Origin of the sequence: Rhodoflexus caldus, from assembly GCF_021206925.1 — a bacterium.
Lineage (GTDB): Bacteria > Bacteroidota > Bacteroidia > Cytophagales > Thermoflexibacteraceae > Rhodoflexus > Rhodoflexus caldus.
Genome location: NZ_JAJPRF010000023.1, coordinates 29,695 through 43,751 on the forward strand (window position 1 = coordinate 29,695; position 14,057 = coordinate 43,751).

Below are 14,057 nucleotides of genomic sequence, written 5' to 3' on the forward strand. Positions count from 1 at the left end.
ACATCAGCGCAAACGGTTTGCTGAATGGGTTTTGCATAAGTTGTTTAAAATCAAATACTTAAATCGCATTTAGTGCACCATTAGGCTGCTGTCGGTCAGTGTTTGTAGAAAAGCCGTCAATGTCCTCTGATTGGCATGGCGAAAACGACCGTCGGGCAGTCCGTTTGCCTGCGCGACCGAATCGGGCAAGTTGCTGTAATGTGCCATCACTGCTGCCATATCGGGCAGGCTGCCATCGTGCATATAAGGAGCGGTCAGCATAATGTTTCTCAAAGTCGGGGTTTTATATTTACCAAAATCGGAAGGTTGCAAGGTGATGCGCTGCCTGCCCAAAAGAACGCCCGCGCTGTCAATCGCCGCAGGCAGCGGCAAGCCGTTTCTGTGAAATTTACCGTCCGTAAAAAGCGGGGGCGTATGACAACGGGCACAATGTTGTTCAAAAACAGCCATACCTTCCAGCTCGAGACTGTTGAACTGTATCTCACCGCGCCGATAGCGGTCATAGCGGCTGTTGGCAGCAATCAGCGTGCGCTGGTACTGTGCCAAAGCACGGCTGATAAGGGCGGCTGTAATGGAATCCGTACCAAACGCTGCCCGAAATGCGCGGCGATATTCAGGGAGGGCTTGCAGTCGGGTAATGAGCTCTTGCAAATCTGCCCCCATTTCGTCAGGATGACGCAGCGGGGAAAATGTCAGCGACTCTAAGTTGCGTACACCGCCATCCCAAAACAGATTTTCCGACCACGCCAAGTTAATAAGTGCCTGTGCATGGCGCAGCAACGGCCTGCCCGATACCCCTCGCGAGGTAAGCGCGGCAGTATCGGAAAATGACTTTTCTACCTGATGGCAACTTGCACAAGACAACTGCTGATTGGCGGAAAGCCGTTTGTCAAAAAACAGCATTTTGCCAAGTGCCACCCCTTCCACTGTTGCCCGATTGTGCGGCGGCTGCGGTACGGTATCGCCCAAAGGCAATGGCGCGGCAAACACATAGGGCGTTGGCTGCCGAACCGATTGCGTACATGCCCACAACCAACTTAACAAAGCTACCGCCAATAAACCACGCTTATACATATCAAAAAAATAACCTGCATCGGGTGCTGCCGAAATATCGGTTATCAGCACTGCACATATGCGATGTTCACACAAACCTGACAGGTCTTTTAGACTTGTTAGGTTTAAACACCTGTTTTTCAGGGATTTACACAAAGAATTTTTTGCAAATCACTCGCACTTTTTTATAACAAAGAAAAATCTGTCGGAGTGCCTTTCAAAAGGAAATTTTTGGATGCCAAAGTATATCAACGGCCGCAACTGTAAGTAAATGAGCAGTTTAGAACATTTTTTACCGCAAATTCGCATAGGCTCAATTGCGGAGTACGTCAAGAAAAATGCTTAGTGTAAAACTTGGCAGATTTTGCGGTTGAAAATTTGATGTGCGTTTGATGCTCACTTGCTTAACGCTTTTGAAAGGCGTGAAAATCAAAAAGGAAAGCTTCAACCAAGCGAAGGCTTCCTTTTCGTGAAAATGCCGTCAATCTGCGTATGGAATATTAGCGGCTCAATTGCTGCTGTTTTTTTTGTTCAACCACTTAATCTCGTAGAGGTCTCTGCGGCGGTCTTTCAGGTTGCGCACGCTGCCGGCAGTATGCAGTTCTTTTAAGAGGCTCAAATCCACATCGGCGATAATTGTGGTTTCCGCGTTAGGGGTTGCCTGCGCCACAATGGCATCGTTAGGAAATGCAAAGTCGGAGGGCGAAAAAACAGCGGATTGGGCATAGTTCAAGTCCATGTTTTTTACGCGGGGCAAGTTGCCTACATTGCCCGCAATGGCCACATAGCACTCGTTTTCAATGGCGCGTGCCTGTGCGCACTTGCTGACGCGATGGTAGCCGTTTTGTGTGTCGGTCAAGAAAGGCACGAACAGGATTTGCATACCTTGTTCGGCAAGCACGCGGGGCAGCTCGGGAAACTCTACATCGTAGCAAATCAGGATGCCGATTTTACATACGTCTGTATCAAAAACGCGAAGTTTGGAGCCGCCTTGTACGCCCCAATGGCTTTTTTCGTCGGGGGTGATGTGCAATTTATACTGTGCGTCCCAAGTTCCGTCGCGGCGGCAGAGATAGCTTACGTTATAGAGTTCGCCGTCGTTGTAGAGTGGCATACTGCCTGCAATGATGTTGATATTGTAAGCAACGGCGTATTCCACAAACTTATCGCGCAGTTCTTCGGTATAGCTGGCCAACTTTCGGATGGCTTTGGCGGCAGTGTCTTCATTGAACAGCCCCATCAGCGGCGCATTGAAAAACTCGGGAAACAGCACAAAATCGGCCTTGTAGTCGCTGACAGCATCTATGAAAAACTCGGCATTTTCCAGCAAAGCCTGCAAAGAAGGTACGTTGCGCATTTGCCACTGTACTACGCCCAACCGCACAAACTCTTTTTGCCCGCCTATAATCGGCTCTTTTTCGTCGTAGTAGTAAATGTTGTTCCATTCCAGCAGGGTAGCATAGGCTTTTGACTCGCTGTCACCGGGCAGGTAGTTGGTCAATACCTTTTTAACGTGGAAATCATTGCTCAATTGGAATGATAAAATCGGGTCGGAGATTTCCTTGTTTTTCACCAACTCAATGTATTCGCGCGGTGTGATTTTTTCCGCATAGTTGGCATAGCCCGGAATCCGTCCGCCTGCCACAATAGCACGCAGGTTGAGGTGTTCGCAGAGTTCTTTGCGGGCATCGTAGAGTCGGCGACCTAACCTAAGCCCTTGAAAATCAGGATGTACAAAAATATCTATGCCATACAGTACCGTACCTTTTTTGGCATCGTGCGTGTTGAACTTGTAGTTGCCCGTTATTTGGCGGTAGGTGTGGTTATCGCCGAATTTATCGTAATCAATAATGATGCAAAGTGCACAGGCAACCACTTTGCCGTTGTCTTCAATACAGATTTGCCCTTCGGGAAATATTTTCAGGAGCATTTCAATATCACTTTTAGGCCAGATGCCGTCGCCGATATTGGAATAAACCAGATTCATGATTTCCAGCATGTCATCGTAATCCTCAATGGTGAGGTTGCGCAGATTCAACTTATGGCTGGATGCAGACGTATTCTGTTGAGACGAATCCTGTAACTTGATTTTATCGTTGGGCATAGGTTTGTGTGATATAGCTGCAAAATTCGGATAAAAACACGGTGTGGCCAACAATCAAATCCCGCGCAGGTCTAAAATCACCTCGGGGTATTGGTCTTCGTTATCGAGCAGGTGGATAAATTTTTCAGCTACTTCTTCGGGGGTGCTCAACTCGCGGTTTTCTTTGAGCAAACGGAATCGCTCAATGCGGCTGAAGCCTTCTGTATTGGCCTGACGGATATCTTGCTGCATTTGCGTATCTACCACGCCCGGCGCAACCGAAAAGATGCGAAAACCTAAATCGCGGATGTCCTGCTCTATTTGTACGCAGCGCGAAAACATGTCCAGTCCGGCTTTGGAGGCGCAGTAGGCAGCCCATCCGTCATAAGGATTTTTGCCCGCTCCCGAACTGACGTTGATAATTGTTTTGGGTATTTGCAGATGTCTGTATTTGCGAATAAACAAACTGCACAGCAGCGCCGGCGCAATCATATTGACGCGAAACGAGGCAATCATCCGTGTTTCGGCAATTTCGCCCACATAGCCAATTTCGCTGAGCGTGCCTGCGTTATTGATGAGCACGAGTTTTTTGGCTGTCGGCTTTTCCGTGAATAGTTTTTCTGCCAATTCGGGCAATTTATCTACTTCGGTAAGGTCAGCGGTAAGATGCGTGTATCTGCTGTGCTGAAAGGCCGGATGTCTGGCTATACCCACCACATGGTGGAAAGGATTTTTGACCAGTCGCTCGGCAAGTGCCCTCCCAATGCCCCGACTTGTTCCCGTAATGAAGAAATGTGTTTCCATAGCTTTTGCGAATATAATTTTTTTCGGGCAATCCGCCGCAAGGGAAAGTCTGCTCCTCATCGGGTGGCGACGTTCGCGGCAAAAATCAACTTTTTTATTGAAGGCGTATTTTTTTGTACTTTATTCACATTATCTTACGCAAATGAAAAATTATCTGTTTGCTCATGTTGCGTGCCCTTGCTCTGTGGGTAGCCTGTATTAGCCTGTTGCCTGCCGTCGCTTTTGGCCAAAATCAGCCCTTTCTGATAACTGACCGACTGCAAGAACAGTCGGTCAGTTCTTATGCAGACTATCTGAAAGTTTCAGACGATACGCTCAGTCTGAACAAAATTGTTGCAAATCAGCATTTGCTGCCCTTTGTGCCTACCGGCATGGAAGATATCAATTTTGGATTTTCCAAAGATATTTTTTGGTTTAGGCTGCGTGTTGTCAATCGGTCATCGGTCAGCGACAAATGGGTATTGGAAAGCAGCTATCCGATTATTGATTCGCTCACTTTCTTCATTCAGGATGCCAACAACCGGTGGCAAACTTTCCACACGGGCGATATGATACCTTTCAGCCAACGCAATTTTGCCGACAGGCGGCTGGTACTTCCGCTGGATATTCCCGTAGGGCAGGAGCGAACAATTTTTATCAGGCTAAAAACCGAATCCTCCATTCTGATGCCGCTGCGTATCAAACATCAGGATATATTTTACCAAACTAACAACATCGCAGAACTTGCTTACGGCATCTACTACGGCGTTATCATGGTGATGTTGCTGTATAACTTGTTCATCTTTGCCTCTCTGCGCGATGTAAATTACCTGTACTATTGCATCAGCATCGGCGGCGGGCTGATGTTTTTTGCTGCTACCAACGGCCATTTGCTTTACCTGTGGGGTGATTCGGTGTGGTGGGCTAATAAAGCTGTACCGTTTGCTATGGGAACGCTCACTTTTGGGTCTGCATTGTTTGCCCGTTCATTTTTGGAAGCCAAAAAGTATGCGCGCAGGGTAGGTGCCATGCTGATTTTCATCAAATATTCGGGTGTGCTGTTGCTCTTGATGGCATTTACTGTTCCTTATGGCGTAGTTGTTCGCGTAGGGGCAGCCTTGTTGGGGTTAAATGCCATTACCATTTTGCTGACGGGCATTCTTTGCTGGCGCAGCGGCTATCAGGCAGCGCGTTTTTTCGTGCTGGCATGGGCAAGTTACTTGGTGGGTGCGCTGCTGATTGTGTTCCGCAACTTCGGGTTGCTGCCCGATTCCTTTATCACAGGCCATTCGGTTGAAATCGGCAACGTGATGGAAGTGATATTGCTTTCGCTGGCACTCAGCGATAAGTACAGCCTGATGCGCCGTGAAAAAGCAGCTGCACAGGCAGAAGCGTTGCGCATACAAAAAGAGGCCAATGAAACACTGGAACAACGGGTGAAAGAACGCACGCAGGAGTTGGCAGAAGCCAATGAAGAGCTCAATAATACCATTGAGGAGTTAGACATTACCAATACGCGGCTCAATGAAATCAATGCGGAACTGGCGCATAAAAATGCCGACATTACGTCCAGTATCAACTACGCTAACCGCATCCAGCAGGCAATGCTGCCGCGAATAGAGCAAGTGAAAACGGCATTCAATGATTTCTTTGTGCTTTTCCGTCCCCGAGATATTGTCAGCGGCGATTTCTACTGGTTTTCGCGCATCAACGGGCGCTACTCTGCCATTGCAGCCGTGGACTGCACCGGGCACGGCGTTCCGGGGGCTTTTATGTCCATGATTGGCAATGAATTGTTGCATGAAATTATTGATACGCGCTGCGAACTGAGGCCTGATGTTATTTTGCAGCAGATGCACGTCGGCATCAAAAAGGTATTGCGGCAAGATGAAACATTTAATCAGGACGGGATGGATTTGGCACTGTGCGTAATTGACCATGAGGAGAAAGTGCTGCACTTCGGCGGCGCTAAAAACCCGCTGATTTATGTTGTCAACGGAGAGTTGCACCATATCCGCGGCAGTCGTTTCAGCATTGGCGGCAAAGAGTTGCGCATCGAGCGGCAGTACGAAACACATCAGGTATCATTTGCCGCAGGTGAAATATGTTGCTATATGTTTTCTGACGGTTATGCCGACCAGTTTGGTGGCGCAGAAGGTAAAAAATTCATGCTCAAAAGGCTTAAAAACCTGCTTTTTGATATTCACCATCTGCCAATGGATGAGCAGTTGCAAGCCCTGCAAAATGCCCTCACCGATTGGCAGCGCTATCGCTACCGTCAGGTGGACGATATTCTCGTGATGGGCTTTAAGATAGGATAACCGCTTGGCTCTGTCGCACAAGCACGCAGATTTTGGCAGATGACACAGATGACCGCTGATTGAGATGTTTTAGGAACAGAAAATTTGTATCATCTGCTTGGAACCCATACGCGAAAGAATAGAGCCCCATAAACTGCCTCACCTGGTTTTCCACATCCAGACAGGTAGGACGATGAATAGCCCCAGCAAGGATGTAAGCAGCCCACTGATGCCGCCTGTGGCAAAAGAGAACCAGAACACCTCTTTGTCGCCCTCGCTCAGGAAAGGTACGAGCCCCAATACGGTAGAGGCGATGCTCATCAGGATAGGCATTGCCTTTTGCATGATAGCTTTGATGATATTGCGGTTGTGGTTGCCGCTGTGGAATTGGTTGAAATCGTTGATGACAAAGATGCCTGCATTGACCACTAACCCACTGAGCAAAAGAAAGGCAGCATATCCCCCCTGGTCAAAATAAAAACCACCCCATGCAAAGGTCAGGAAGAGGCCGATGTAAGACAGCGGCGCACTCAGAAGAATCAGGAAGGGCTGTCGGAAACTTTCAAAAAGGATGCACGTTACTATAAAAATGCCGAGCAGTAGCAGTGCTAATAATCTGTAATCTCGTCCACTTTTTCCTAATCCGAAGTAGCCATCGTTACCTTCCACCTCAACGGTGTAGCCGAGTGGCATAACAGCCTTCATTTCTTTGATTACCTCGTCGAGATATTTGCTGCCGAAATGCTCACTGCCAAAGTATTCAAAGGCTATTCTTCGCAAATACTGCCTGTTTTCTTTATAGATGGCAGGTGAGGTTTGCTCAAAGCGGATTTCACCTACCTGCTTCATCAGCAAGCCGCTGCGCTGCAAGTCTATGGGGGTGTGTTGCGACTGATAGACAGAATATTGCTCAGACCTTTTTTCACGCAAGCGAACCGGGTATTGCTCTTCTTTGTGAAAAACAAACAGTGAAGTGGCGTTGCTTTTGCTGCGGGCTTCCAATCCTTCGCGTACCTCAAAGGATGAAATGCCCCTGTCTAAAAGTGCGTCGTTGTTCAGTTCAAATACAAACTGTTGGGCACGTTTATCGGTGTAGTTCATCAATTCGTTGCTATTGACCTCCTGAATACGCGGATGTTTGAGTAGCCGCTTGGCCATTTTTTCAGCCTGCTGTTCGAGTACGGGATAATTGTACCCTTGCATTTTGACTCTGAAACTGGCTATTTTGTCGTGTACACTATTGGAAAAACCATCGCCAATGCCCCATACATTCCAACCGACACCGCCCCAGTCAATTGAACGAGAGATAATATCGTTTTTGACTAACAGCGGTAAAGATGAGTTTTCGTAGGCAGGCTTGAAACTGATGCTAACACTTGCATAAGTGCCCGAATAGACCATGCTGACAAATTTTTCAATACCTTCTATCTTGCTCAGGTATTTTTCCAGCCGTATGATTGACTCATTCATTTGTTCAAGTGTGCTGCCAAAAGGCAACTCGGCACTTACAAACAATTGCTTGCGTTCCAGCGAACGAAAGCCCCAACCTTCATAAACATTGGTGTAAAACAGGCGGATACTGCCTCCCAAAGCGCGATTGACGTATGGTTTGGCATATTCCTGGTACCATTCGCTGCCAATACTCTCATTGTACCAGGCCCATCCCTCTATTTTTGGGGGCAACAAAAAAACAGGTGTGCCAAATGCCAGCACCAGCAAGCAATTGACCCACCCGCGCCGCATGGCCAGCAGCCTGATGAAGCGGTAATACCATTGCTGAAAGCGCACCATGCGCCGAACAGTAGCCATGCGGCGTTGTTCTTGTTTGCTGCTGCCTTTTTCACTAATCAGCAACTGATAAGCGGCAGGCGTATAGAAAAGTGCTACAAGCAAAGACACCGACAAATTAACGATGATAATGAGGGCAAAATCTATCAGGTTATTGCGCTGCTCTTCGGGCAACAGCCAGACAGGCAACAAAGCGGCAAGGGTAGTAAAAGTAGCCCCCAGAATGGCCAGAAATACGAACCTGTTGCCTTTACGGCGCAGGTGGTCTAACATTACGATGGCATTATCTACAATCATTCCAAAGGAGATGGTTAGCCCTGCCAGTGAATACAAGTGTATTTGGATACCCAGCACATAGACAAAAATGCAGGTAATGAGCAGGTTGATAAGCACTCCGGACATGAGTACGACCAAATAGCGGATATTGAAATATGCCAACAGTATAAATCCAATCAGAATCAGTACCGAAAGACCTGTACGGTAGTAAATTTTATTCAGTTCTTCGCTTATTTTTTCGGTATTGTCTTCTTCCAAGACCAATTGATAACCTTTGGGAAGTTCTTTTTCTATCTGCGCAATTTGCTCCCTTAGTGCAGTGGCAAGCACCAGCGTATTGGCTTTTTCGCGGGGAAACACACTCAAACGCACCGAATTAAGACCATTGATACGAAAATGGCTTTGGGCTTCCTGTTCGGCAATATATACTTTCGCAACGTCCTTCAAACGTACTTGTGGCAGCAAATAGAGTTGTTCAAATGCCTGTAAATCGTGCAGGTCGTTTTCGGTACGAATGAACAGCCGCTGCCCTGCATCGCCTTCGTACAAACCCAAATAACGTTCGTTACTGTGGTTTTGAATCAGTTCGACAACCCGTGCACGAGATAAATTATGTGCCAACAGTTTTTCCTGATCGTACTCCACCACAATCTCCAAGGGATTTACTCCGCTGATTTTGACCTCTTGCACCTGCCGATGCAGCGAAAGCGGGCTCTTGATTTTCTGCTCAATGGTACGCCTAATGGCATCGGGCGAAAAGGGTGCGGCAACGGCATATACCAACAAAGGCACGGGACGATTGCCGGAGACATTTTCATAGATAACAGGAAAACTGCTATTAACAGGAAGCTGTGGATAAACCTGGCGAATCAGCGCCGCGACCTCCATTTTTTTGTAGGCCAAATCGGCGTGTTTGTTCAAATGCAGCGTAACATTGCCGCTATTGTAACGGGAAACCGAAGTTATTTTTTCAATATCCGATAATTGCGAAAAAACATTTTCAAGGCGTGCGGTTATCTGGTTTTCAACTACTTCGGGAGCAGCCTCAGGCAGTTCATAGCTTATTTGCAACACGTTGGACTGCTTCACAGGCTGCAAATTGACGGCAATACGCGGCAATAAGGCAAAGCCTGCAAAGCTGATGGCTACAAAAACTAATATGATTCTGAATGCGGACATCTAATGAATGAGCATGAATTAACGAAGCGCATCTTCCACCCCCTGCTCGGGCATCAGAAACTTATACATCAAAGGCACAAAGTACAAGGCAGTAACCGTCCCGATACTAAGCCCGCCAATGATGGCAAGGGCAAATGGTCGCTGCAAATCCGCACTCAGCCCGGAATCCAATAAGAAAGGCACTAATGCCAGCACATTGGTAAGAGAAGTCATCAGGATTGGCTTGAAAGTAAGCTCGCCTGCTTGGGCAATGGCCTGATCGAGAGGCATTTCTTTGCGCAGTCGGTTAATGGCATCTATTTTCAGGATAGAATCGTTGTCTATGATGCCCAACATAACGACCAGCCCCATAGCGGCCATAATGTTCATGCTTTCGCCGAAGAGCCAAAGCATCAGCAAACTGCCCGTGAAGCCCAAAGGCAAGGTGAAAACGACAATCAGCGGCATTTTGAAAGACTCAAACTCTATGGCAAGAATAAAGTACAGCAACCCAACAGAGATGCAAAGAATGAAAATCAATTTCAACAAGTTTTCCCGATTTTCAAGATGCTGGCCGCTGAAATCTACCTTCCACTGTTGTTTGCGTGCCAGATTTTCGGTGTAGTCTATCAAGGCTGTTGCCTGCGCAGGCTCATCTATGGCTACGCTATGGTAAATGCCTGCCTTGTCTGCCGTGAGGCTGCGGTAATCGGTCAGGAAGTTATAGTCTATAAATCGCAGCAGGGGATAGTTGCGCACGCTGTCCAAGCTCAAAAAAGCACTTGACATTTTTTGTTGGAAGGTAGGCGCTGATTCGTACAGTTGGATGGGGAGGATCTGCCCAAAGCGGCGAATTTCGGTAACAGGTCGGTCGCCAAGCATGTTTTGCACCTTAGCCACTACCTGCAAGGGATTCACCTGATAGCTGTTCATCAGGTCGTAGTTGGGAAGTAAGCGCACCTGCGTTTCTTGTAAAGTTCCTTCGCCCGGGCTGAGTCCTGCAAATTTTTGGTGCATTTTTTCAACTTCGGGCAGCAACTCAGCCGGAGGAATCGGGCGCAACCCGTTGCTGTTTCTCAGTTTGGCTTCCAAATAAACTTCCTGTGCACTAAACACAAAATCAAAGGTATTGGGCGCATCTTGTACCACCACACGCGCATTGGGATAATTGGTAAACAGCCAGCTTTGCAGTGCCGATACCAGCTTGTTTTTTTCGGACTCGGAGGCCGTCAGAAAATAAATTTCGGTATCCTGCAAAGTCGCGGGGCTTGTTTGCAGCAAAAACTGCCGTATGCCCACGTCGCTCTCGCTGATGATGCGTTGTTTGGCAAAATATTGTGTGATTTGGTTGGTGCGACGTGCATTTTCTGCAACATCTATTGCCTCGTTCCAATTAATCAAAAGGCTCAAATCGCGCCGCTCAATGGCAGGCAGACCCTCTACCCTGAGCAAAAGAGCAAGGCCCATCCCTGCAATACCCAGTACGAGCAAAAAAGGGAAGGCCACCTTGCGCCGCTTCCAGACAAAGTGAAAGCCTGCTTTATACAGCTTCAAACTTGCCGTAAAAAGTCGGTTGTCTTCTTTGGGCAGTGTATTTGAGTTGCGAAAAAGCAGCATATACAGCATGGGCAGCAGGAAAAAGGAAACCAGCAGCGAAGTAAGCAGAATAGCCCCTACTGCCACCGCCTGATCGTATGCCAATGCGCCCGAAATTCCCCCCAAGAAAACCAAAGGAATAAATACGGCTTGCGTAGTGAGTGCAGAACTGAGCAAGGGCGGCACCATCTCCGTTGTACCTTCTACACAACTGTCAAGCAGGTTTTTGCCTTGTAAACGCTTCTTGCCGATATGGTCAAAAATAATGATGGCATTGTCAATGGTCATGCCTAAGCCAAGCGCAAGCCCCGCAAGCGAAATGATATTGACAGAAATGCCAAAAACGCCAAATACCAGAAAGCTCATCAGGAAAGAAGTCGGCAGAATAACCCCAATCAGAAAGGGAATCCGATAGTTGCCGATGAATAAGAACAAGACCAGAAAGGCAAACAATCCACCGAAAATCAAGTCGTTGCGCAGGTTGCCGATGCTCACATCGAGCAGTATGGATTGGTCTTGGGTGATGTGAAAATCAACATCGGGATAATTCCGCTTCAAGTCGGCCACCGCCGCATGAAACTGCTTCATCAGTTCGGGCATTTGCGCCTTTGCCTGCTTGTGCAAGGTAATAACGATGGCTTCCTTGTCGTTGAAAAAATGGAAACCCTGTGGGCGTTGGATGCTGTCTTTCACTACTGCCACTTCTTTGACCCTCACCACCTGACCGCGAGGAGTATTGAAAGCGATGCGCTCTACCTGAGCCGCATTTTCCAAACGACTCACCAACTGCATAAAGTATCGGTACTGGCCATCCCGCACCGATACTGCGCCTATGTCCTGATTGTTCCGGCGAAGTGCCTCGGCAATTGTCTCTTCGTCTATTTGCAAGGCTTGCAGTTTTTCCTGCAAAGGCATCACAAATACCGCAGGGCGCTGCAAGCCATTGATGTCCACCAGCGAAACGCCCTCCAAACCTTCCAGACGTTTTTTGATGACAAACTCTGCAAGATTGCTGAGGGCAACCATACTGACATCGCCTTTCCCGACTATCTGCAAGCGTGCTACCGGAACATCTGATGTATTGATTCTGATGACCTGAGGGCGCGTCATGCCGCGTGGCATACGATTGGTAAGCTGATCTATCTTCTCGTTGACTTCTATATAGGCAATCTCCATATTCGTCCCATACTCGAAAACAAGTTCCGCCTGCCCTGATTCGCTGTTTGCCCGACTGTTTATCTCACGCAAGTTGCCCACGGTAAGCATTGCCTCGCGCATCGGACGAAATACCGACTGTTCTAACTCGGCAGGCGAAGTGTTGGGCATCTGTACTTTGATGACTATGCGCGGTACGTCTATGGCAGGCAGCAAAGAAACAGGCAAATACCAAAGCACAATACCACTCAATGCAAGTAGTACAGCGAAAGTCATTCCGACTGCAATGGGTCGCTGAAATAGAAATCTGAACACGATTAAAATGGTTGCGATTAGTTCTGCTTGACTTTGACCGGAGAGTTGTGGGCGAGTTGCAGGTTGTTATCTATGATTACCCGATCGCCTGATTTAAGCCCTTCTATGACTTCTACCAAATTTACATTTTCCAGCCCTGTACTTACATAGTTCCATTTGGCTTGTCCGTTTTCTTCGGTAAAAACAACTTTTTTGCCCGAACGCAAGACCACCGCCTCACGCGGAACGGCAAGGGTGCGGTGCTGCGGAACAAAAATGGTTGCGCGGGCATTCATCCCTACGTACAAGTTGCGGGGATTGAGAATTTGCAAGCGCACTTTGAGCATCCCGTTGCCCGCCACACGCGGGTTGATGTCGCTTACAAATGCTTCGTAGTACTCACCCGGGCGACCAATCGCATACAAACGTGCGCGTTGTCCTTTCTGTAACAAAGGTAACTCCGACTCCAATACATCAAGGACTAATTCCAACCTATCGGGTGCATACACCGCACAGGCAGCTTGTGTTGCACCGATAAAATTGCCGCTCCTGAGCTGCATATCTGCAATGATGCCTGCTATGGGGCTTTGCAGCTTGCAAAATTCGAGATTGAGTTTGGCTTGTTCTACCTCCAGCATGGCAGTGTACAAACCGCTTCGGTATTTGATGCGCTCGTGCAGTTCGGGGTCAATACCGACATCAGGTTTCAGGTGATTGCCACCAAACTCTACCAACTCTCTGATATATGCTTCACGGGCAATTGCATACTGGTTTTCCGCTTTACGCAGGTTTAGCAACTGCTCTACGTTGTCCAACTCGGCGATGGTTTCGCCGGGGCGCACGCTTTGTCCGTTTTGTAAATAGATTTTGCTGATAAAGCCCGGCTGCCTGAAACGCAATTCTGCTAAGTTGGCAGACTCTATTTTCCCTGCTGCCTCTATCTGATAATCAAATACTTGCATTTCAAGCGGTAAAATACGCACCTCGGTCAACTCCGCCTCGTCATTCATAGGTTTGGGCTGCATACCCGTCTCCTGCGCCGCATCACTCGTTTTGCTGCACGCAGAAAAAAGCCCAATAAGTCCGGCACTGAGGATGAGAGAGAGAATTTGTAGGTAATACTTTGACTTCATATAGCAATATAACTACATTGGTAAACAATTTTCACTTCCGCTTGATTTTAAATATTGAAAAATAGAGCATGTTCTCATCTTTCATTAGTTCATCATTGATATTAGGAATGCTAACCCAACCATCGGGCAGATTGGTAAACATAAAACCCATATTGGTTTGGTCTATGATTTCTTTTCCTACTCTCTACTCATCAAATAAGCCTTCAGAAACGCGGATTTTTAGCAAATAATGCAGATTTGCGCTGATTTTTTAGTCTGATATATTGTAAAAGTGAAATAACATTTCTCAAAGAAATAGACTTTTTGGAAGCTAAGAAACTGAAAATCAATTGATTGAAAATTTCAACTTGTAATTATGTAAGCCTGCGGTTAATTGGAAATTTTCTAATATCTGCTCTTTTTGCTTCACTCTGCTTCTAATCTGATTCACCAAAAAAT

At 47.4% G+C, this 14,057-nt stretch carries 7 protein-coding genes; 1 reads left to right on the forward strand and 6 read right to left on the reverse strand.

All coding sequences use genetic code 11. From position 1 onward, the window contains the following. Positions 1 to 69: 69 nt before the first annotated feature. The 3 genes from NDK19_RS16195 to NDK19_RS16205 form a co-directional block, all read right to left on the reverse strand. Positions 70 to 1,149 carry a cytochrome-c peroxidase gene (locus tag NDK19_RS16195; RefSeq protein ID WP_250632954.1) on the reverse strand — a complete coding sequence of 360 codons (1,080 nt, stop codon included), beginning with the start codon at positions 1,147 to 1,149 and terminating at the stop codon, positions 70 to 72. Between the two features lie 412 nt (positions 1,150 to 1,561). Next, a complete protein-coding gene (locus tag NDK19_RS16200; protein WP_250632955.1) occupies positions 1,562 to 3,157 on the reverse strand; it encodes a bifunctional GNAT family N-acetyltransferase/carbon-nitrogen hydrolase family protein in 1,596 nt (531 codons plus the stop codon). Between the two features lie 54 nt (positions 3,158 to 3,211). Next, on the reverse strand, positions 3,212 to 3,940 hold the full coding sequence (locus tag NDK19_RS16205; RefSeq protein WP_250632956.1) for an SDR family NAD(P)-dependent oxidoreductase: 729 nt from the start codon (positions 3,938 to 3,940) through the stop codon (positions 3,212 to 3,214). Between the two features lie 164 nt (positions 3,941 to 4,104). Between NDK19_RS16205 and NDK19_RS16210 the strand changes: the two genes are divergently transcribed. After that, positions 4,105 to 6,240 (forward strand): 7TM diverse intracellular signaling domain-containing protein, encoded by a 2,136-nt coding sequence (locus tag NDK19_RS16210; RefSeq protein ID WP_250632957.1) that lies wholly within the window; start codon positions 4,105 to 4,107, stop codon positions 6,238 to 6,240. Between the two features lie 138 nt (positions 6,241 to 6,378). On the opposite strand, the gene NDK19_RS16215 is transcribed toward NDK19_RS16210, so the two are convergent. The 3 genes from NDK19_RS16215 to NDK19_RS16225 are packed head-to-tail and all read right to left on the reverse strand — an operon-like array spanning position 6,379 to position 13,619. Further along, positions 6,379 to 9,462, reverse strand: a complete 3,084-nt coding sequence (locus NDK19_RS16215) for an efflux RND transporter permease subunit (protein ID WP_250632958.1) — start codon at positions 9,460 to 9,462, stop codon at positions 6,379 to 6,381. Between the two features lie 18 nt (positions 9,463 to 9,480). Further along, positions 9,481 to 12,507, reverse strand: a complete 3,027-nt coding sequence (locus tag NDK19_RS16220) for an efflux RND transporter permease subunit (protein WP_250632959.1) — start codon at positions 12,505 to 12,507, stop codon at positions 9,481 to 9,483. Positions 12,508 to 12,524: 17 nt separating this feature from the next. Beyond that, positions 12,525 to 13,619 (reverse strand): efflux RND transporter periplasmic adaptor subunit, encoded by a 1,095-nt coding sequence (locus tag NDK19_RS16225; RefSeq protein ID WP_250632960.1) that lies wholly within the window; start codon positions 13,617 to 13,619, stop codon positions 12,525 to 12,527. Positions 13,620 to 14,057: the final 438 nt, after the last annotated feature.